This is a genomic window from Kocuria salina (assembly GCF_013368965.1).
GTDB classification, from domain to species: Bacteria; Actinomycetota; Actinomycetes; order Actinomycetales; family Micrococcaceae; genus Kocuria; species Kocuria rosea.
The window spans coordinates 20,993-41,058 of record NZ_SSSF01000006.1; the positions used below are offsets into that span (position 1 = coordinate 20,993).

Here is a 20,066-nt window from a genome sequence, read left to right on the forward strand (position 1 = left end):
AACCAACGTTCATCCTAAGATGAGCGAAAGTTCACTCCTGGCTGTGACGGTGGCGGCGGGTGTGCTCGCACCCGGCCCCCACGTCATCCGTCCCGCTCCGCGCCGCACCCCGGCCGCGGCTGCCGCGGACGCCGCCGCATCTCGAAAGGACGCATCCGTGCGCAAGGTTTTCCAGGCAGAACTCCACCAGGTCGGCGAGGAGCTCATCCAGATCGCGACCCTGGTGCGCGAGGCCCTCGCCCGCGCCAAGGACGCGCTCCTCGACGCGGACATCCAGCTCGCCGAGGAGGTCATCTCCAACGACGCCCGGATCGACTTCCTGCAGAACGACCTCGACGAGCGCTCGATCGACATCCTCGCGCTGCAGAGCCCCGTGGCCTCGGACCTGCGGATGATCGTGGGCGCGCTGCGGATGAGCGCCTCCCTGGAGCGTGCCGGCGACCTCGCCCGGCACCTGGCCCAGGCGGTGCGCATCCGCTATCCCGAGCCGGTCATCCCCGAGCCGCTCGTGGAGACGTTCACCCGGATGTTCGACCTCGACCTGCAGATCCTGGACCGGGTCATCCAGGTGCTCCAGACCCGGGACCTCTCCCTCGCCGACGACATCTACTCGCTCAAGGGCGAGGTCAACCAGCTGCACCAGTCCGTCTTCGACGCGCTCGCCGCGCCGAGCTGGGACTCGTCGGTGCCCACCGCCGTGGACGTCACCCTGTGCTCCCGGTACCTCGAGCGCATCGGGGACCACGGGGTCTCGGTGACCCGCAAGGTCTCCTACCTGGTGACCGGGGACTGGGTCCCGGCGAGCTCCGACCGCCCCACCGGCCACGGCCACGTGGGCCGCGACGGGGGCGAGTGAGACCCCGCCCGGGCGCCGGCCGAGCCGCGCCCGGGCACGGACAGGGGCCGGGTCCACCAGCACGGTGGACCCGGCCCCTGTCCGTGGGCGGGAGCCCGCCGGGGCTACTTCTTGCCCTGGTTGGCGACCGCCTGGATCGAGCTCGCGGCGGCCTCGGGGTCGAGGTACTCGCCGCCGGCCACGAGCGGGCGGAGGTTCTCGTCGAGCTCGTAGTAGAGCGGGATGCCCGTGGGGATGTTCAGCGCCGCGATGTCCTCGTCCGAGATGCCGTCGAGGTGCTTCACCAGGGCGCGCAGGGAGTTGCCGTGGGCCGCGACGATGACGGTCCGGCCGGCCTGCAGATCGGGGACGATCTCCTGCTCCCAGTACGGCATGAAGCGGTCCAGGACGTCCTTGAGGCACTCGGTGCGGGGCGCGTCCGGCACGTCCGCGTAGCGGGGGTCGCCGGCCTGCGAGAACTCGGACGAGTCCTCCAGCTCGGGCGGCGGGACGTCGTAGGAGCGGCGCCAGGTCATGAACTGCTCGTCGCCGTACTCGTCGCGGACCTGGGTCTTGTCCTTGCCCTGCAGCGCACCGTAGTGGCGCTCGTTGAGCCGCCACGACCGCTTCACGGGGATCCAGTGCCGGTCCGCCCGGTCCAGCGCGAGGTGGGCGGTGGTGATGGCCCGGCGCAGGAGCGAGGTGTGCAGGACGTCCGGGGCGATCCCCTTCTCGACGAGCAGCTCACCGCCGCGGACGGCCTCCTCCCGCCCCTTCTCGGTCAGGTCCACGTCCACCCACCCGGTGAACAGGTTCTTCTCGTTCCAGTCGGACTGTCCGTGCCGGAGCAGGACGAGCTTGTGCGGTGCTGATTCGGTAGCCATGGGGCCATTCTTCCACCCGGGCGGCGGCGCGGGACAAGCCGGCGTCACGGGCGCCCCGTGTCGCGGGGCCGGGCGCCGCGCGCCCGGCGGTCACCAGTTGTTGGGGCCCTTGGACTCCAGGCCCACGGCCGGGCGGACGTCGGCCAGGTAGACCCCCACGGCCGTGCCCGCGATGAGCAGGACGAACAGGCTGGGCCGCAGCAGCATCAGCGTGAAGACCGTGAACGCGAGGGAGCCGCCCGTGAGCGCGAGCCAGAAGCCCTTCGTGCGCTTGAAGGCGCGCTGGAACTGCACCGGCGCCTTGGTCAGGCAGTCCACGAAGGCCCACACGGCCAGACCGGCGACGACCAGTGCCAGCGCGATGTCGATGAAGCGCACGAGTAAGAAGACCCAGGGAATGTCCACGCCGCCCAGCCTACCGGTCGATCGCGCACAGGACGCGGTCGAGGTCCTCCCAGAGGTCCTCGACGTTCTCGATGCCCACCGACAGGCGCAGCAGCGTCTCCGGGACGCTGGGCGGCTCCTCGTGGTGCCGCCGCCGCCGCTCGATCAGCGACTCCACCCCGCCGAGCGAGGTCGCGGGGGTCCACACGCGCAGGGCGTCCACGGCCGCCTCGACGGCGGCGACGTCCCCCGCGGGCACGATCGCCACGATCGAGCCGAAGCCGTCCATCTGCGCGGCGGCACGGGCGTGCCCGGGGTCCCCGGGCAGGCCCGGGTAGCGGACCTCGCGCACGGCCGGGTGCTGCTGGAGGCGGCGGGCGAGCTCTCCGGCGGTGGCCGCGGAGCGTTCGACCCGCACCGCCAGGGTGCGCATCCCCCGCAGCGCGAGCCACGCCTCGAACGGGCCCGGGACCGCGCCGTGCAGGGAGCGGTGCCCCTTCAGCCGGGTCCGCAGGGCAGGGTCGGAGGTGACGGCGGCCCCCAGGACGACGTCGGAGTGCCCCGCCAGGTACTTGGTCACGGAGTGCACCACGATGTCGGCGCCGTGCTCGAGCGGTCGCTGCAGCAGCGGGGTGGCGAAGGTGTTGTCCACGCACGTGAGCACGCCGCGCTCGCGGGCCGCCGCGAGCAGCGCGGGGAGGTCGGCGACCTCCAGCATGGGGTTGGTGGGGCTCTCGAGCCAGAGCAGGTCGGCGGCGTCGAGCGCGGCCACCACGTCCTCGGTGTCCGTGACGTCCACGGTCCGCACGGTGAGCAGCCCGCGGGCCTCGAGGTCCGCGGCCAGGGCCAGGGAGCCCTGGTAGCTGTGCCGGGGCAGCACCAGGCGGCCGCCCGCCGGGACGAGCGAGAGCACCGACGCGACGGCGGCCAGTCCCGAGGCGTAGGCCAGTGCGGGGAGCTCCGCCCGCTCGAGCCGCGCCAGCACGTCCTCGAGGTCCTCCCACGTGGGGTTGCTGAACCGCCCGTAGGTGCGGTCCTCGGCGTCGAGCCCGGCGGAGCCCCGGTAGGTGGAGGTGAGGACGATGGACGGGCCGACCGGCGCGTCGTGCTCCGGTGCGGGCCGCCCGCCCGCGACCAGCACGGTGTCCGGGCGGAGGTCGGCGGAGCCGTGGGCGGGCGGGGTCTCGGGGCGCGCAGTCATGGCCCCAGGCTATCGGCCCGCGGCGTCCCCAGCCGCGCGCGCACCGGCGGCGCTGTCCGCGCGGGTGGATAGGCTGGGACCGTGACCTCCCGACCGACCCCCGCCCCGCCGCCCGCCTCCGCCGCGGCGTCCTCCCCCGCGCCGTCCGGGCGCGGGCTCTTCGTGGTGTTCGAGGGCGGGGACGGCGCCGGGAAGTCCACCCAGGTCGGCCTGCTCGTGGACGCCCTGCGCGCCGAGGGGCACGACACCCTGCGCACCCGGGAGCCCGGGGGGACCCCGCTGGGCGAGAGGGTGCGCGAGCTCGTGCTGGACCCGGCGCACGGGCCCGTCGACGCCCGCGCCGAGGCCCTGCTCTTCGCCGCGGCCCGCGCCGCCCACGTCGCCCAGCTCATCCGCCCCGCGCTCGCCGCCGGCCGGACCGTGGTCTGCGACCGCTTCGCCGACTCCTCCGCCGCCTACCAGGGCGCCGGGCGCGGCCTCGGCCTGGACCGCGTCGCGGAGCTCAACGCGTGGGCCACGGCCGGGCTCGTCCCGGACCTCACCGTGCTGCTCGACGTCCCGGCCGGCACGGGACGGACCCGCCGGGAGGCCCGGGACGGCACCGCGGGCGACCGCCTGGAGACAGAGCCCGACGCCTTCCACGACGCGAACCGGGCGGCGTTCCTCGAGCTCGCCGGCCGGGCTCCGGAGCGCTACCTGGTGCTCGACGCCACCCGGCCGGCAGGGGAGCTCTCGGCCGCCGTGCGCGAGCGCCTCACCGGGCTCGCCCGCTCCGCCCGGGCCGCGGAGGTGAGCGCGTGAGCGTGTGGGACCAGCTGCTGGGCCAGGACGCCGTGGTGGCGCAGCTGCGGCGCGCCGCCCAGGAGGACCGGCCCACCCACGCCTGGCTGTTCACCGGTCCGCCCGGCTCGGGGCGCTCCAACGCGGCGCTCGCGTTCGCCGCGGCCCTGCTGTGCGAGCAGGAGGACCCCGTCGAGCGCGGGTGCGGGCAGTGCCACGCGTGCCGCACGGTCCTGGCCAGCTCGCACGCGGACCTCACCCACTTCGTCACGGAGAACCCGCAGATCACCATCGAGGAGGCCCGCGAGCTCGTGGTCCGCGCCCAGGACCGGCCCTCGGTGGGCCGCTGGCGCGTCATGGTGGTCGAGGACGCCGACCGCATGGCGGAGCGCACCTCGAACGTGATGCTCAAGGCCATCGAGGAGCCCCCGCCCAACACCATCTGGCTGCTGTGCGCCCCGAGCCCGATGGACGTGCTCGTGACCATCCGCTCCCGCTGCCGCCCGGCCACGCTGAAGGTGCCCGCCGTGGCGGACGTGGCCGAGCTGCTGATCCGCCGGCACGGGGTGCCCCGGCAGCGCGCGGAGGAGAGCGCCCGGCTGGCGCAGTCCCACGTGGGGATCGCGAAGCGGCTCGCCCTCTACGACGACGCCCGCACCCGGCGGCAGGAGGTCGTGTCCATGCCGCTGAAGCTCTCCGGGGTGCCGGACGCCGTGCGCGCCGCGGACCGGCTGCACAAGATCGCCGTGGAGGAGTCCCAGGCGGACGCCGAGTCCCGCAACGAGGCGGAGCGCAAGCAGCTGCTCGTGGCCCTGGGCGCGCCGGAGTCCGGACGGGTGCCGCCGGCCATCCGCGGCGCCCTCAACCGGCTCGAGGCCGACCAGAAGCGCCGGTCCCGGCGGATCCAGACGGACACCCTCGACCGCTTCCTCATCGACCTCACCACCTTCTACCGCGACGTCCTGACCCTCCAGCTGCGCACGGGCTCCGCCCTGGTCAACGAGCACCTGGCCCAGCAGCTGCGGGACCACGCGTCCAACTCGACCCCCGAGCGGACGCTGCACCGCATCGACGTGATCAGCCGGACCCGGGACCGGATCCGCACCAACGTCAGCGCGCAGCTGGCCTTCGAGGCCATGGCCGTCTCCCTGCTCTGACCCGCCCCCGACTCCCATCCCCCCACCCCTCGAGGAGCCCCATGACCCGCCGCGCCGCCCCCGCCCGCCGCGCCCTCCTGCCCGTCACGGCCGCCCTGACCGCGACCGGCCTGCTCCTGGGCGGCTGCTCGTCCCTCGGGGCCGGCGCCACGGGCGAGCCGACCTCCGGGGGCGCCACCGGCGCCGTCGTCGAAGGCGCCCCCGAGGAGCTCGAGCGCTTCTACACGCAGACCGTCGCGTGGGAGGACTGCACGTTCGAGGTGGAGACCAACGGCGCGCAGGACGACCTCCGGTGCGCCGACGTCGAGGTGCCCCTCGACTACGCCGACCCCGGCGGGGGGACCACCACCGTGGTGATGTCCCGCCTGCCCGCCGAGGGGGACGCCCGCGGCAGCCTGCTCCTCAACCCCGGCGGGCCCGGCGCCTCCGGGGTGGACGCGATGCTCTACGCGCAGTACACGGTCACCGGCGACGTGCGCGAGGCCTACGACGTCGTGGGCTTCGACCCGCGCGGGGTGAGCCGCTCCGAGGGCATCGAGTGCCTCGACGACGCGGAGCTGGACGCGTGGCGCGCCGAGCCGATGTTCGACCCCGAGGAGCAGCCGGCCGAGCAGATCCAGGAGGAGTACGAGCAGCTCGGCGCCGCGTGCGTGCAGGACTCCGGCGAGCTCGTGGCGCAGATGGACACCGTGAGCGCCGCCCGGGACATGGACGTGCTCCGGGCCGTCCTCGGCGACGAGCGGACGACCTACCTGGGCTTCTCCTACGGCACCCACCTGGGCGCGGTGTACGCCGACCTGTTCCCCGACCGGGTCGGCCGGCTCGTGCTGGACGGCGGCGTGGACCCCACCCTGAGCGACATGGAGGCCACCGCCGACCAGGCCGAGGGCTTCGAGGACAACCTGCGCCACTGGGTGCAGCAGTGCCAGTCCGAGATCCGGGACTGCGTGGTGGCAGGCGTCTCCACGGACGAGGCCATGACCCGGATCCAGGAGCTCATCGCCTCGGTCGAGGAGGGGACCGTGACCGCCGCCGACGGCCGGCGGGTCACCGCCACCAACGTGGTCGAGGGCGTCCTGGGCCCCCTCTACGCGACCACCTCCTACGAGACGCTCAACGACTCCCTGCGCGCCGCCTTCGACGGCGACTTCTCCGCGCTGCTCGCCCAGTCGGACGCCACGCACGGGCGCGACGCCGAGGGCCGGTACACGAGCAACACCACCATGGCGTTCACGGCCGTCAACTGCCTCGACCGGCCCGACGGGACGGTCACGGCGGAGCAGATGGCCCGGCACCAGGAGGAGCTGGAGCGGGTCGCCCCGACCTTCGGCCCGTACCTCGGCTACGGCGACGCCGCGTGCCAGGGATGGCCGGTCGACCCCGCGGGCCTCGCGGAGCCGCTCGACGCCACCGGCGCCGACCCCGTCCTCGTGGTGGGCACCACCCACGACCCCGCGACCCCCTACCACTGGTCCGAGGCCCTCGTGGAGCAGCTCGACAGCGCCCGGCTGCTGACCTACGACAGCTACGGCCACACCGCCTACACGGCCGGCAACCGCTGCGTGCAGGACGCCGTGGACGCCTACCTGCTGGAGGGCGAGCTCCCCGCGGAGGGGACGACCTGCTCCTGACCCTCCGCGCCCGGTGCCGGCGCGGTGGGCGTCAGCGCGCGCCGGGCCCCGGCGTGCGGACGAGTCCGGGGAGGTCCCGGACCGAGTCGACCACCACGTGGGCGCCGGCCGCGCGCAGGGACGCCGTGTCGTGCGCGCCCGTGCGGACGCCGACGACCGCGGCGGAACCGGCTCGCAGACCGGCCTGCACGTCCGCCGCCGTGTCCCCCACGACCATGACCCGGCGGACGTCGCCGAGGTCGAGCGCCAGCACGGCGGTGAGCACCATGTCCGGCCAGGGCCGTCCGCGCCCCGCGTCGGAGGGGCACAGGCTGAGATCGGCGAGACCCGTCCAGCCGAGCTGCTCGAGGAGCGTGTTCAGGCTGTGCCGGTTGTAGCCGGTGGCCAGGCAGACCCGCAGGCCCGCCTCGCGCAGCGCCGTGACGGCCTGCTCCGCGCCCTCCACGGGGGTGACGCCCTCGGTGGCCAGCAGCTCGTCCAGGTGGCGCTCGAAGTCCCGGACGGCCTGCCGCGCCCGGTGGGGGTCGCTCGCGAACAGCTGCTCGAGCACGCCGGCCTTCGACTGGCCCAGCGTGTCCCGGACGTGGCGGAGCATCTGCCGGAACCGCTCCGAGCCGGGGTCGACGCCGAGACCGGTCACGGTGCGCTCGAAGGCCCGCTCCATGATCCCGTTGTCGTGGAACACGGTCCCGGACATGTCCAGGAAGGCCAGCTCGAGATCCGGCGCGATGCCGCCGTCCGGTGTGCGCACTGGGCTGCTCCTGTTCCGGGCGGACCGCAGCGGCCGGCCCCGTCGTCGTGTCCGTCCATGCTTCGCCCCGGCCCCGCGGGCCGGTAAGGCCGGGGAGTCGAAGAGCCGGTGAACTCCCGGGGAACGCCCGCACCGCGCCCGGTCCCGCCGATTGGGGGCGCCCCCGCGCTCTCTGCTACAGTTTCACCTGCACTGAGGCCGTTCCGGACGGCCGCGTGCACGCCTCCTTAGCTCAGTCGGTAGAGCGTTTCACTCGTAATGAAAAGGTCGTCGGTTCGATTCCGACAGGAGGCTCCGAGCGGAGCAGGCTCCGGACCCCCAGGGTCCGGAGCCTTCGTCGTCCCGCCCCGGGCCCGCCGGCAGCCACCCCCGGGCGACGGCGGCGGGCGGCGCGGACCGGCCGTCACAGTCACGTCACCCCTGGTCACAGTCGTGTTCGGCGGGTAGGACCCGCCGTACGCTGAATCTGTTCCGGGCGACCGGCCACCACGGACGACTTTGGCGGTGCACCATGCAACTCCGTTCCCGACAGCTGGTCTGCGCACTCGTCCTGGCCGGAGCAGCGCTGACCGCGCCGGCCTGCGGTGGCTCTCCCGGCTCGTCCCCGAGCCCGCCCGCCTCGGACCCGTCCGGGGCCGCGAACCCGTCGGGCTTTGCGGCTCCGTCCGGCTCCGCGGTCCCCTCCCCGAGCGAGTCCGGCGACCCCCCGGTCTCGCGCATCCTGACGTGGCTGCGGATCGGACCCAACGGGGAGGGCACGCCGCTGTGGTACGACCCCCTGAAGGACGGGGACTGCGGCGACGAGCAGCTGCTCGCGTCCCGGGGCCAGCCCATCCCGCGGGCCGGCGCCCTCCTTTGCGAGGCCGCCACGACCAACGACCCCGAGCTGTGGCGGCAGGGCGAGGAGGCCCTGGCCACCACTCCCGCACCCGGCAGCTGCTGGGAGGAGGAGACCGTGGCGGGCCTGCAGAGGCTGGTCGAGTTCCACCGCCGGGCGCCGGAGGCGGTCCCCGAGCTCCGGGTCCCCGACGGCACGGCCTGCCCCCTCGTCCTGGAGAGCCTCGTCTCCCCCCTGGCCCCCGGGCTGGAGGGCCTGGAGATTTCCGTCTCCACCTGCGGGGGCGCCCCGGTCTTCCTGCAGGGCAATCTCGAGTGGATGCCGCCCGAGGGCATCCGCGCCGTGACGGTGGGCGCCACGGAGGTGCCGGTGCAGCAGGGCAACGGGAGCCTGTTCTTCCGCGCCCCTCCGTCCGACGTGACCGGCCACGTCCCGGTGTCCGTCACGGACGCGGACTGGCCCGTCGGCGGCCTGGCCCACCTCGTCTACGAGGTGCCGGCGACCGCCTGCCCCGACCCCCCGCCGGTGCCCGCCCCGACGCCCGCGCCCACCGCTCCACCCACCCCGTAGCAGCCACGGTGGCGGAGGAGAGTCCGGCCACGCCCCCGCTCTGGACGCGCCTGGTCCAGGCGGTCTCGGAGCTGGGCATCTCGGTCGGCCTGCTCACGGCCCTACTCGTCTACTACGGCTGGGTCCGCGCCGGCGCCCAGGCCCGGGCCATGGGCCTGGACGTGCACCTCTTCGGCTACACCACCCAGGACTACCTGCTGCTGAGCATCAGCTCCCTGTACGGAATCCTTTTCTGGATCGCCGTGGCCCTCCTCGCCGGGCTGTGGGCGGACCGCCTGGTCCGCGAGCGCGTCGATGCCCGCGTCCGGGCGTCCGGGAGCGCGCAGGTGGCGCGGTGGGCGCACCGAGGGACGTGGCTCTTCATCGGGCTGGCCGTCGCCGGGTGGCTCTTGGAGCGCACCGTTCGGGACAGCAGGGAGACCTGGATCCTCCCCTTCGCCATGGCGCTGTGCGTCCTGGGCGCCGCGTGGGCCGCCGGGCTCCGGCGGCGCGTCACGGCGCGGGACCAGCCGCCCACCGCGCCGCGCGGCCAGCTCTTGGGCGCCGCCGCGCTGGTGTCGGTGGTCGGCCTCCTGATCTTCTGGGGCACGACCGCCGCGGCCGAGGAGACGGGGCAGCTCATGGCGCACGCGCTGCAGAAGAACCGGAAGGATCTGCCACAGGCGGTCGTCTACAGCCCGGAGCCGCTGCACGTGGGTCTCCCCGGGGTCGGCACGGAGCAGGTGGGCACGCCGGACGACCCCCTCCACCGCTATGACGGCCTACGGCTGCTCACGGTGCGCGGTGGCCGGTACTTCCTACTGCCCGAGGACTGGACCGTCGAGCGCAGCACGGTCCTGGTGCTGCCCGACGACGACTCGGTCCGCCTGGAGTACAGCCGCTGATCCGTCCTGCTCCGCCTGGTCGGGGTCCGCCGCACCCGCCGGTCCGGCCGCGGGGAGGGTCAGGGTGAAGACCGTCCCCTCCCCCGGTGCGCTCTCGCAGCGGATGGTGCCGCCGTGGCGCTCGACGATCTCGTGCACGACCGCCAGGCCCAGACCCAGACCCGGGATGGCGCTCATCCGGGCGTTGCTGCTGCGGAAGAACCGGCCGAACACGTGCTCGGCGTCCTCCGGGCGCATCCCCATGCCGCGGTCCGCCACCTGCACCTGCACGGTCGCCCCGGCCCGGTCCACCCGGACCGTCACCGGCCCGCCGCCCGGGGAGTACTTGATGGCGTTCGAGAGCAGGTTGTCGAGCACCTGCCCCAGGCGCACGGGGTCGCAGGCCAGCACGAGGCGGGGCGGGGCGTCGACCCGCAGGTCCACCCCCGCCTCCGCGGCCCGGAGCCCGGCCGCCGCGACGGACTGCTGGACCACCTGGACGAGGTCGGCCTCCGCCGTCTGCAGCGCCAGGACGGGGCCCGCGGTGCGGAGGAGGTCCTCGACCAGGACGAGCAGCTGGTCGGCGTTGCGCTCGACGACCTCCAGCCCGGAGCGGACGTGCCCGGGGAGCCGCTCGTCCATGGCCAGGAGCTCGGTGTAGCCGCGGATGGACGTCAGGGGCGTGCGCAGCTCGTGGGAGACGCCGGCCACGAAGTCGTCCTTGGCCTGCAGCGCCGCCACCAGCTCGGTCACGTCGTTGAACGACAGGACGGAGCCCTCGACCCCGCCGTCCTCGTCCCGGAGCACGCGGGCGGACACGGAGAGCACCCGCTGCAGGGGCGGCTCCCCCGCCCAGACCAGGGCGTCGGAGAAGGACTCGCCGCGGATCGCGCGGCGGGCGGGACGCCGGTCCACGGGCAGCGGCGTCCCGTCCCCGTCAGCGTAGACCCGCAGGTCCGCCTCGGCGCCGTCCCGCACCCCCTCGGGCAGCGAGAGCTCGTGGATCCGGTGCTGGCGGCGGTTCATGAGGATGTCGTGGCCGTGCTCGTCGATCGCCAGCACGCCCACGTCCACCGTGTCCAGGACGGCGTTCAGCAGCCGTTCCCGCCGCGCGGTCACGCCCAGCAGCCGGCGCAGCTCGGCGTCCTTGGCCTCCAGCTCGGCGTTCTGGCGCTCCATGCTGTTCGACAGCACCTGGACGGTGATCCCGATGCCCAGCAGCATGACCGGGATCAGCAGCGGGGCCGTCAGCAGCTGCGCGCTCAGCGGCCGGGGCGGGACCAGGAGCGGGACCCACACCATGGCGAGGGTCAGGACGAACCCCAGCGGGGCGGACGCCCGGGGCAGCCGCCCCGAGCCGGTGAGCCAGATGACGGGGAACGCGGCCATGATGCCCACCCCCGTCACCGTGCTCAGCGTGCCCTCCCGCAGCAGGGTGATGGGGACGAAGTCCAGGACCGGGACGGCCAGGAACGCCCCGTCGGGCAGCCGGTCCCACGGCACGAGCACGCACAGCCCCGTCAGCGCCACCGTGAGCGCCAGGGCCAGCTGGACCCGCAGGTCGCCCCGCAGCGGCTCGTGGACCACCCAGATCCCGGCGACGAGGGCGACGGTCGTGACGAACAGCGGCAGCTGGCTGAGTAGCACGCGCCGGCGCATCGACAGCTCGTGGAAGCTGATCCGGTCGAGGGAGAGGACGGTGAGCAAGCGGTCCACGGGAAACTCTTCCGACAGGGAGCGTCACCCTCGGGGGGTCGGGATGACAATTGCAAAGAATAGCGGCTTAATGGGTCCATGACCCCCTCCCCCCAGGGTCGCCGTGCCGTCGTGATCGAAGACCACGACGACATCCGCAACCTCCTCGCCCAGACCATCGGCATGCGCGGCTTCACCGTGACGACCGCCGCGACCGGCCTCGAGGGCATCGAGGCCGTGCGCCGCGACGGCGCCGATCTCATCACCCTGGACCTCAGCCTCCCGGACCTCGACGGGCTGGAGGTCTGCCGGCGGGTCCGGCAGTTCTCGGACGCCTACCTGCTCATGGTCACGGCCCGCCCGGGCGAGATCGACCGGCTGGAGGGCCTCGAGCGCGGGGCGGACGACTACATCAGCAAGCCGTTCAGCCCCCGGGAGCTGCAGGCCAGGATCGAGGCGATGTTCCGCCGGCCGCGCGCCCGAGCGGAGCAGGCCGACGCCGAGGAGCTGCGCCGCGCGGCCGAGGTCCAGCGCAGCCTGCTGCCCGCCGCCGCCCCGGCCGTGCCCGGCTACGACGTGGCCGGGGCGTGCCGGCCGTCCCGCAGCGTGGGCGGGGACTTCTTCGACTGGTACACGACCGAGGGCGGGCTCCAGGTCTCGCTGGCCGACGCCATGGGCAAGGGCATGGGGGCCGCGCTCATCGCCGCCACCGTGCGCGCCGTGCTGCGCTCCGCGGCCGGGCAGCCGGACATGGCGCAGGCCTTCGGCGACACCTGCCGGCACCTCGAGCACGACCTCGCCCACTCCGACTCCTTCGTCACGCTCTTCCACGCCCGCCTGGACACGGCCGACGGGGTCGTGGAGTACGTCGACGCGGGCCACGGGCTGGGACTGCACGTGCGCGCGGACGGGATCGACCGGCTGCGCCCGGGCGGCCCCCCGGTGGGGGCGGTGCCCGGGACGCAGTGGGTGCCCGGCCGGATAGTGCTCGCGCCCGGCGACGCCCTCGTCGTCGTCAGCGACGGCCTCCTCGACGCGTACGAGGACGTCGACGACGCCGTGCAGGCGGTCGCGGACGTGGTCTCCCGCCACGAGGACGCCGCGTCCGCCTGCACCGCGGTCCTCGACCTCGCCGGCGAGGAGACCCGCACCGACGACGTCACCGCCGTGGTCGTCCGCCGCCGGTCCGCCCCGTGAACCGCTTCCTCGTCCGGCTCCTGGTCGTCCTGACCCTCCTGCTGGGCGTCAACTACATCGCCTGGCGCTGGCTCGAGTCGCTGAACTGGTCGGCGTGGTGGATCGCCGTTCCCCTGTTGCTCGCCGAGACGTACAGCCTGATCGACGTCTCGCTGTTCGGGCTCACCGTCTGGCGGCTCCGGCGGCGCGGGGAGGCCGGCGCCCCGCCCGCGGGCGCCACCGTGGACGTGTTCATCACGACCTACGACGAGCCCCTCGACCTCGTGATGGGCACCGCCCTGGCGGCGCAGGCGATCCGGCACCCGCACAGCACGTGGATCCTCGACGACGGGGCCCGCCCCGAGCTCGAGGCGCTCGCCGCCGAGCACGGGCTGGGCTACCTGACGCGCAGCGAGGACTGGACCGACCGGCCGCGCCACGCCAAGGCCGGCAACCTCAACAACGCCCTGATGCTCACCCAGGGCGAGTTCCTGCTGATCCTCGACGCCGACCAGGTCCCGGCCCCGGAGATCCTGGACCGGACCCTGGGCTGGTTCAACGACCGCAGGGTGGCGCTCGTGCAGACGCCGCAGTGGTTCGTCAACGTGCCGGACCACGATCCGCTCGGCAGCCAGGCCCCCCTGTTCTACGGCCCCATCCAGCAGGGCAAGGACGGCTGGAACGCCGCCTTCTTCTGCGGCTCCAACGCGATCCTGCGCCGCGAGGCGCTCATGCAGCTCGGCCTCTCCGGCTACGTCCAGGAGGTCGAGCAGGACGTGAAGGAGTCCCTCGCCCGCACCCGGACCGCCCTGCGGAGGGCGCGACGGTCCCCGGAGGCCGCGAACCCCGTCGTCGCAGGCATGCTCGACGACGTCGAGGCCGCCACCGAGCGGGCCCGCGCCGAGCTGAAGGCCGGCGCCCCCCTGACCGAGCTGACCTACCGCCTGCAGCGCGAGGTGGACGCGGCGGCCCGGCGCACCGTCACGCAGGACTTCTCCCAGATCGAGGCGGACCTCGCCTCGATCGCCGCCCTGGACCTGCCCCCCGAGGACGGCATGGTCTGGCCGGACGAGCTCGCCTCCGCCGTGGACCGGATGTCCCGCCGCGACCTGTCCCCGCTGGCCGCCGTGGAACCGGTCCGGGAGGTGCTCGAGGCGGTCTCCGTGGACCGGCCCGGCGAGGCCCAGCCGGTGATGCCGCTGGCGACGATCTCGGTCACCGAGGACATGGCCACCGCGATGCGCCTGCACGGCCTGGGCTGGCGCAGCGTCTACCACCACGAGGTCCTCGCCCACGGCCTGGCCCCCGAGGACCTGAAGACCATGCTCACCCAGCGCCTGCGCTGGGCACAGGGCACGGTGCAGGTGCTGCTCCGGGAGAACCCGCTGCTGCAGCGCCGGCTGGGGTGGGGCCAGCGGCTCATGTACTTCGCCACGATGTGGAGCTACCTGTCCGGCTTCGCGGCCGTCGTCTACTTCGCCGCGCCCATCGTGTACCTGGTGCTGGGCATCCTCCCCGTCACGAGCCTCAGCTGGGACTTCTTCGTCCGCTTCATCCCCTTCATGGTGGTGAACCAGCTGCTGTTCCTCGTGGTGGGCCGGGGCATCCCCACCTGGCGCGGCCAGCAGTACAGCCTGGCGCTGTTCCCCATCTGGATCAGGGCGTGCACCACGGCCGCCCGCAACGTCTGGTTCGGCCGCCCCCTCGGCTTCGCCGTCACGCCCAAGGTGCGGCAGGACGCCGGCCCGGCCTGGCACCTCATCCGCCCGCAGCTGGTGGTGATGGGGCTGCTGGCCGCGGCCCTCCTGGTGGGGACCGCCCGGCTGGCGGTGGGGCTGAACGAACCGGTGGGAACCCTGGTCAACGTGGCCTGGGTCGCCTTCGACCTGGTGGTGCTGAGCGTGCTCGTCACCGCCGCGAGATACACGGGCTTCGAGCCCGAGGAGAGGAGTGCCGATGCAGTTCACGATTGAGCAGAAGCCGAGGTTCGCCCACATCACGGGCACCGGACGGCTCAACATGGTGGGAGCGCCCAAGCTCCGGGAGGTCGTGGCGAAGGTCGTCGACGAGGGCAGCAACCACGTGGTGGTCGACCTCGGCGGCACCGAGTTCATGGACTCGTCCGGCCTGGGCGCCCTCATCGGGTGCCTCAAGCTGGCCCGTCAGGCCGGCGGCGACCTGCGGATCGCGAACGTCCGCCCCCAGGTCCGCATGGTCCTCGAGCTCACCAGCATGCACCGCGTCCTGACCCCCTACGACACCGCCGACGCGGCCTTCGCCGATGACTGAGCCCACGGCCCGCCGCTCGCGCCGGGGCCCGGCCACCGCCCTGACGGTGGACGCCCTGCACGAGGACCTGGACGCGCTGTGGGGGGAGGCCGCGTTCGTGCCCGAGACCGACCGGATGGCCTTCACGCTCGCGGTCGTGGAGGCGGCCGGCAACGTGGTGGTGCACGCGGTGCCCGCGGCGGAGGACCCGATCGAGCTCTCCGTGGACCTGGTCGCGGACCCCCACCGGCTGGAGGCGAGGATCTACGAGATCGGCGCCGCACCGGCGCAGGTCGACCTCACGGGGGCCATGGCGCAGGAGCACCGCGAGTCCGGCCGCGGGCTCGCCCTCATCCAGGCCCTGGTCAGCCGGGTGGTGTTCGAGCGGCACGGGGACACGAACGTGTGGAAGCTGTGCCGGCTGTGCGGCCGGGACGAGGTGTAGCGCCCCCCGGGGACGCGCCGGACCCGCGTCCGGCCGGGGCGGACGTCCCCTGATTTGCGGATGTAAAGTGTCCGCCGCGGTGCCTAGACTTTGGTCCAGGACAACACGTCAGGGGGCTCACGTTGTCACCGAGAACACTCGTTCAGGGGCCGGTCGGGCGCCCCGCCGCAGGGGGACGTCAGCGGCGGGACGCACGCCGGGCACGCCGAGAGAAGTCGTCATGATCGCCGCGATCATTCCCGCCCACGACGAGGCGGCCCGCGTCGAGCACGCGGTCGTCTCCCTCCACCGCCAGACCCGTCCGCCGGAGCGCATCCTCGTCATGTCGGACGACTCCACCGACGCCACCGTCGAGGTCGCCCTGCACGCCGGCGCCGAGGTCCTGCTCACCGTCGACAACCGGCAGCACTGTGCCGGGGCGCTCAACCAGGCCCTGGACACCGTCCGGATGGAGCCGGACGACCTGGTGCTGGTCCTCGACCCCGGCGTCCAGCTGCCGCCGGGCTTCCTGGCCCGCGCCCTGGCCGCCCTCCGGGACCGCAACGTGGGCGCCGTCTCCGCCCGGTCCACCGCCGTCGGCGGCCCGGCCGCGCTGATCCGCTGGCAGGCGCTCGAGGACGTCCACCGGTCGTTCGGCCGCTACTGCGACGAGGGCGCCGTGACCGGCCAGACGCGTCTCGCCCTCGACCTGGAGGCCGTCGGCTGGCGCCTCAGCCCGCCGCTGGGGGCCGAGGAGGACGGGCCCGTCCCGGTCGAGCACCTCGCGCCCGTCCCGGCGGAGCACGCCGTCCCCGCCCCGGTCGAGCGCGTCGTGCCCGTCCCGATCGAGATCCTGCGGGCGGAGCCGGCGGCCGCGTGATCCGCCGCCCGGCCCGCCGGGACGCTCAGTCGCGGGCGGTGCGGCCCACGAGGACGGCCGCCGCGCCCGCGAGGACCGTGGTGGTCAGGCAGCCGATCGGCAGGGGCAGGCAACAACCGCCCACCGTGACGTTCGTGCCCCGGCGCGTCCGGGTGGAGTACCCGGGAAAGGGGAGCATGCGGAAGCCGGAACGGCGACCGTACCCCCCGCCCCGGCGGCTGGGCAGGTCGTAGCCCGGGCCGAAACGGCCGGGGCCTCCGCGGCCGGGTCGGCCGAGGGGCGAGCGGGACCAGCGGGCGTCGAACTCGCCGTCGGCCGCGCGGTAGTCGTATCCGGAGGGGTTCATGCCGCCCATCAAACCATCAGCAGGCTGTCGGGTCCACCCCGTCGCCGCCGGGAACGGGCTCAGCCGCGGCGCAGCAGCTCCTCGGCGCGCTCCACGTGCTCCCGCACCGCCTCGGCCCGGCGGACGACCGCGTCCAGCCGGTGGGCGGACGACTCCTCGTCGGCCCGCACGAACCGGGCCATGGTGAGGGCCTCCGCCGCCTGGGCCATCGCGTTGCCGGCCCGGGAGAGCTCACGGTGGACGTCGTTGAGGTAGCCGCCCGCGGAGGCAGGGATGTCGTGGCTGCTGCTCGGCGCCGTGCGCTGCGCCGCCGCGCACACGGCCCGCACCTCCGGCAGCAGATCGGCGAGCGCGTTGGCGGTGGGCACCACGGACTGCGCGAGCGTCTTGTCCGGGAGGCTCTCGAGGATCTGGTGGAAGCGGTCCAGACCCCGGCGGAACCGGTCGTGGGCGCGGCGCCACACGCCCAGACCGAGCTCGGCCTCGTCACGGCGAGCGGCGCGGTAGTCGCGCAGGAATGCCACGGGCGGTCCTTTCGAGTGGAGACAGTCCATCCTACGGCGGCCCGGCCCGCCCTCCGTGCGCGCGGAGGGCGGGCCGGGCCCGGCGACGGGCCGGGACCGGGCCGTCCGCGGCCGTGCCGAGGGGTGCGCTCAGGGGACGAGCAGGACCTTGCCGATGTGCGTGCCGGAGTCGAAGTACTCGTGGGCCCGCGCGACCTCGTCCAGGGGGAAGGTGCGGTCCACGACCGGGCGGACGGCGCCGGACTCGACGTGGGGCCACACGTGCTCCCGCACGGCGGCCATGATGCGGGTCTTCTCCGCCACGGGCCGCGGGCGCAGCGTGGTGCCGATCACGGCGGCCCGCTTGGCCATGAGCTTGCCGAGGTCCAGCTCCCCCGTGCGCCCGCCCTGGGTGGCGATGACCGCGATCCGGCCGTTGGTGGCCAGCGCGTCCAGGTTGCGCCCCAGGTAGGAGCCGCCCACGACGTCGAGCACGATGTCGGCGCCGTGCCCGTCCGTGAGCTCCCGCACGCGCGCCACGAAGTCCTCCTGCCGGTAGTCGATCGCCTCGGCGCCGAGCCGCCGTGCAGCCTCGGCCTTCTCCGGGCTGCCGACCGTGGTGAGCACGCGCAGGCCGAGGGCCCGGCACATCTGGAGGGCGTTGGTGCCGATCCCGCCGGTGCCGCCGTGCACCAGGACCGTCTCGCCCTCGCGGGCGGCGGCGGCCATGAAGACGTTGGAGAACACCGTGGCGCACACCTCCGGCAGGCCGGCGGCGGCGACGAGGTCCACCCCGGCGGGCGCGGGCAGGACCTGGCCGGCCGGGACGACGACCTCCTCGGCGTAGCCCCCGGAGTCCAGGAGGGCGACGACCTCGGCGCCGGGGGCGAACCCGGAGACGGCCGGCACCTCGGGGCCGAGCTCCTGCACCGTGCCCGAGACCTCGAGGCCGAAGACGGTCGACGCCCCGGGCGGGACCGGGTACCGGCCCAGGCGCTGCATGACGTCCGCCCGGTTGATCCCGGCGGCCCGGACCCGGATCCGCACCCCGTCGGGCGTGAGCTCCGGGGCGGGGACCTCGGCGACGGCGAGGACCTCCGGTCCGCCGGGGGTGGTCTCGAGCACTGCGCGCATGGTGGGGCCTTCCGGTCGGGGGCGACGGTCGCTCCCATTGTGTCGCGGGGCGGGCACCCGGTCACCCGGCGTCGGCCCGTGGCGAACAGGCGGACGCCGGCGCCGCCCTCAGCGGATCGAGGCGTAGGCGTCGAGGGCGCGTCCGCGGCTGGCCGGCAGGTCCACGACCGGCTCCGGGTAGCCGACCGACGGTCCGAGCAGACCGGGCTCGTGCGGGTCCACGCCCTCGTCGCCGGCCAGCTCGGGGATCCAGCGGCGGATGTAGCGGGCCTCGGGGTCGAACTTCCGGCCCTGGGTCAGCGGGTTGAAGATCCGGAAGAACGGGCTCGCGTCCGCGCCGGAGCCCGCGACCCACTGCCAGTTCCCGGGCCCGCTCGCCGGTTCGGCGTCCACGAGCGTCTCCCAGAACCACTGCTCCCCCACCCGCCAGTCGACCAGCAGGTTCTTGGTGAGCAGGGACCCGGCGACCATCCGGACCCGGTTGTGCATCCACCCCGTGGCCCGCAGCTGCCGCATGCCCGCGTCCACGAGCGGGAAGCCGGTGCGCCCCTCCTGCCAGGCCCGGACGTCGCCGGCCGCCTCCGCCGCGTCCCGCCACGGGAACGCGTCGAAGGCCGGGCGGACGTGGCGCACGTGCAGGTCCGGCACCTGGTGGAGCAGGTGCCAGTTGAACTCCCGCCAGCCCAGCTCGGCCAGGAACTTCTCCAGCCCCGGGCTGCTCCCCTGCTCGGACCGGTGCCGGACGGCCGCGTCCCAGACCGCGAACGGGCTGATCTCGCCCCACCGCAGGTGCGGGGAGAGCCGGCTGGTGCCGTCCCGGTCGGGCCGGTCGTGGCCCTCGGCGTAGTCCTCGACGCGGTCCAGGAAGTCGTCCAGCCGCTCCCACGCGGCCGCCTCCCCGGGCGTCCACACCGCGGCCAGCCCGGCCGCGCGCTCCGGGGACGGCACCAGGTCCCAGTCGACCTGGTCCTCGGTGCCGGCGGCCGCCGCCACCTCCGCGGCGGCCCCCCGACCCGGCCCGGGCACGGGGAGCGGCTGCCGGATCTCCAGCGCCCGGAGCGCCTTCCAGAAGGGGGTGAACACCTTGTACGGGCCGCCGGCGCCGGTGCGCAGGGTCCACGGCTCGTGCAGCAGCGCGGCCTGGAACGAGTGCGCCTCCACCCCGTGCTCGGCGCACCACTGCTTCACTCCGGCGTCCACGGCGAGCTCGGGCCCGCCGTAGCGGCGGTTCCACGTGATGCCGCCCGCCCCCGTGCGCTCGAGGACCTCGGGGAGCACGGTCCCGGCGGGGCCGCGGCGCAGCACCAGGGGGATGCCCAGCTCCCGGAGCGACTCCCGCAGGGACCGCAGCGACCCGTCCAGCCACCACTTCGCGGCCGCGCCGAGGGGCCGGACCCCCTCGGACTCCTCGTCCAGGACGCAGAGGGCGACCACCGCGCCGCGCCGGCACGCGGCGTCGAGGGCGGGGTGGTCCGTGACGCGCAGATCGTCCCGGAACCACACGATCGTCGTCGTCCCGCGGTCGGGGCTCTCGGGTGCGTCCACGCGCTCACCCTACCGGGGCTTTGGCGGCGTTCCGGGCGCCGTGGAAGAATGGGCTGCGCGCTCCGCCGCCCCCGCCGGGGACCGGGCGGGCGCGGGGAAGGTTGTCCGAGCGGCCTAAGGAGCCGGTCTTGAAAACCGGTGTGCGGTGACCCCGTACCAAGGGTTCAAATCCCTTACCTTCCGCCTCCGCACGAGGCCCCC

Annotated in this window: 20 protein-coding genes and 2 tRNA genes; 13 read left to right on the plus strand and 9 right to left on the minus strand. The window is 74.5% G+C overall.

The window, feature by feature from the left end; translation table 11 throughout:
• Positions 1 to 157 precede the first annotated feature (157 nt).
• Complete coding sequence (gene phoU / locus E7Z53_RS12475; RefSeq protein WP_017831967.1) at positions 158 to 856, plus strand: phosphate signaling complex protein PhoU; 699 nt, start codon at positions 158 to 160, stop codon at positions 854 to 856.
• A 104-nt stretch (positions 857 to 960) separates the two neighbouring features.
• Here phoU and E7Z53_RS12480 read toward each other — a convergent pair whose 3' ends face one another.
• The 3 genes from E7Z53_RS12480 to E7Z53_RS12490 all read right to left on the minus strand — a co-directional run bounded on the left by E7Z53_RS12480 (position 961) and on the right by E7Z53_RS12490 (position 3,304).
• Positions 961 to 1,719 carry a phosphoglyceromutase gene (locus E7Z53_RS12480; protein WP_017831968.1) on the minus strand — a complete coding sequence of 253 codons (759 nt, stop codon included), beginning with the start codon at positions 1,717 to 1,719 and terminating at the stop codon, positions 961 to 963.
• Positions 1,720 to 1,809: 90 nt separating this feature from the next.
• Positions 1,810 to 2,124 (minus strand): DUF2516 family protein, encoded by a 315-nt coding sequence (locus E7Z53_RS12485; RefSeq protein WP_229587767.1) that lies wholly within the window; start codon positions 2,122 to 2,124, stop codon positions 1,810 to 1,812.
• A 10-nt stretch (positions 2,125 to 2,134) separates the two neighbouring features.
• Complete coding sequence (locus tag E7Z53_RS12490) at positions 2,135 to 3,304, minus strand: trans-sulfuration enzyme family protein (protein WP_109222194.1); 1,170 nt, start codon at positions 3,302 to 3,304, stop codon at positions 2,135 to 2,137.
• An 81-nt stretch (positions 3,305 to 3,385) separates the two neighbouring features.
• On the opposite strand from E7Z53_RS12490, the gene tmk reads away from it, so the two are divergent.
• From tmk to E7Z53_RS12505, 3 genes are read left to right on the plus strand one after another with little or no spacing between them, the layout of a single operon-like run.
• Complete coding sequence (gene tmk, locus E7Z53_RS12495; protein WP_109222195.1) at positions 3,386 to 4,105, plus strand: dTMP kinase; 720 nt, start codon at positions 3,386 to 3,388, stop codon at positions 4,103 to 4,105.
• On the plus strand, positions 4,102 to 5,241 hold the full coding sequence (locus E7Z53_RS12500; RefSeq protein ID WP_109222196.1) for a DNA polymerase III subunit delta': 1,140 nt from the start codon (positions 4,102 to 4,104) through the stop codon (positions 5,239 to 5,241). Before tmk ends, E7Z53_RS12500 begins: the two co-directional genes overlap by 4 nt.
• Before the next feature lie 41 nt (positions 5,242 to 5,282).
• Positions 5,283 to 6,872: an alpha/beta hydrolase gene (locus tag E7Z53_RS12505; protein ID WP_176337904.1), complete on the plus strand. Its 1,590-nt coding sequence runs from the start codon at positions 5,283 to 5,285 to the stop codon at positions 6,870 to 6,872.
• Between the two features lie 31 nt (positions 6,873 to 6,903).
• On the opposite strand, the gene E7Z53_RS12510 is transcribed toward E7Z53_RS12505, so the two are convergent.
• Entirely contained in the window at positions 6,904 to 7,623 is a 720-nt protein-coding gene (locus E7Z53_RS12510; protein WP_176337905.1) for an HAD-IA family hydrolase, read from the minus strand.
• Positions 7,624 to 7,844: 221 nt separating this feature from the next.
• Between E7Z53_RS12510 and E7Z53_RS12515 the strand changes: the two genes are divergently transcribed.
• The 3 genes from E7Z53_RS12515 (at position 7,845) to E7Z53_RS12525 (ending at position 9,915) form a co-directional block, all read left to right on the plus strand.
• A tRNA-Thr gene (locus E7Z53_RS12515) sits at positions 7,845 to 7,917 on the plus strand.
• A gap of 217 nt (positions 7,918 to 8,134) precedes the next feature.
• Complete coding sequence (locus E7Z53_RS12520) at positions 8,135 to 9,031, plus strand: hypothetical protein (protein WP_176337906.1); 897 nt, start codon at positions 8,135 to 8,137, stop codon at positions 9,029 to 9,031.
• 8 nt (positions 9,032 to 9,039) lie between these two features.
• Complete coding sequence (locus tag E7Z53_RS12525) at positions 9,040 to 9,915, plus strand: hypothetical protein (RefSeq protein WP_176337907.1); 876 nt, start codon at positions 9,040 to 9,042, stop codon at positions 9,913 to 9,915.
• Here the strand turns inward: E7Z53_RS12525 and E7Z53_RS12530 are convergent.
• Complete coding sequence (locus tag E7Z53_RS12530) at positions 9,829 to 11,610, minus strand: sensor histidine kinase (protein ID WP_369597985.1); 1,782 nt, start codon at positions 11,608 to 11,610, stop codon at positions 9,829 to 9,831. The genes E7Z53_RS12525 and E7Z53_RS12530 overlap by 87 nt on opposite strands.
• Positions 11,611 to 11,688: 78 nt before the next feature.
• On the opposite strand from E7Z53_RS12530, the gene E7Z53_RS12535 reads away from it, so the two are divergent.
• The 5 genes from E7Z53_RS12535 to E7Z53_RS12555 all read left to right on the plus strand — a co-directional run bounded on the left by E7Z53_RS12535 (position 11,689) and on the right by E7Z53_RS12555 (position 16,337).
• Positions 11,689 to 12,786, plus strand: a complete 1,098-nt coding sequence (locus E7Z53_RS12535; protein WP_017831978.1) for a PP2C family protein-serine/threonine phosphatase — start codon at positions 11,689 to 11,691, stop codon at positions 12,784 to 12,786.
• On the plus strand, positions 12,783 to 14,738 hold the full coding sequence (locus E7Z53_RS12540; RefSeq protein WP_176337908.1) for a glycosyltransferase family 2 protein: 1,956 nt from the start codon (positions 12,783 to 12,785) through the stop codon (positions 14,736 to 14,738). Before E7Z53_RS12535 ends, E7Z53_RS12540 begins: the two co-directional genes overlap by 4 nt.
• Entirely contained in the window at positions 14,722 to 15,054 is a 333-nt protein-coding gene (locus E7Z53_RS12545; protein WP_017831980.1) for an STAS domain-containing protein, read from the plus strand. The genes E7Z53_RS12540 and E7Z53_RS12545 overlap by 17 nt, the downstream gene beginning before the upstream one ends.
• Positions 15,047 to 15,478: an ATP-binding protein gene (locus tag E7Z53_RS12550; RefSeq protein WP_017831981.1), complete on the plus strand. Its 432-nt coding sequence runs from the start codon at positions 15,047 to 15,049 to the stop codon at positions 15,476 to 15,478. Before E7Z53_RS12545 ends, E7Z53_RS12550 begins: the two co-directional genes overlap by 8 nt.
• A 220-nt stretch (positions 15,479 to 15,698) precedes the next feature.
• Entirely contained in the window at positions 15,699 to 16,337 is a 639-nt protein-coding gene (locus E7Z53_RS12555) for a glycosyltransferase (protein WP_176337909.1), read from the plus strand.
• Positions 16,338 to 16,362: 25 nt separating this feature from the next.
• On the opposite strand, the gene E7Z53_RS12560 is transcribed toward E7Z53_RS12555, so the two are convergent.
• From E7Z53_RS12560 to E7Z53_RS12575, 4 genes are all read right to left on the minus strand, one after another.
• A complete protein-coding gene (locus tag E7Z53_RS12560) occupies positions 16,363 to 16,683 on the minus strand; it encodes a hypothetical protein (protein ID WP_146200253.1) in 321 nt (106 codons plus the stop codon).
• 59 nt (positions 16,684 to 16,742) lie between these two features.
• Positions 16,743 to 17,207 (minus strand): hypothetical protein, encoded by a 465-nt coding sequence (locus E7Z53_RS12565; protein WP_035926120.1) that lies wholly within the window; start codon positions 17,205 to 17,207, stop codon positions 16,743 to 16,745.
• A 129-nt stretch (positions 17,208 to 17,336) separates the two neighbouring features.
• A complete protein-coding gene (locus E7Z53_RS12570; protein ID WP_035926114.1) occupies positions 17,337 to 18,320 on the minus strand; it encodes an NAD(P)H-quinone oxidoreductase in 984 nt (327 codons plus the stop codon).
• Between the two features lie 108 nt (positions 18,321 to 18,428).
• A complete protein-coding gene (locus E7Z53_RS12575) occupies positions 18,429 to 19,865 on the minus strand; it encodes a cryptochrome/photolyase family protein (RefSeq protein WP_167590874.1) in 1,437 nt (478 codons plus the stop codon).
• Positions 19,866 to 19,960: 95 nt separating this feature from the next.
• Between E7Z53_RS12575 and E7Z53_RS12580 the strand changes: the two genes are divergently transcribed.
• Positions 19,961 to 20,048, plus strand: a tRNA-Ser gene (locus E7Z53_RS12580).
• The last annotated feature ends 18 nt before the right edge of the window (positions 20,049 to 20,066 follow it).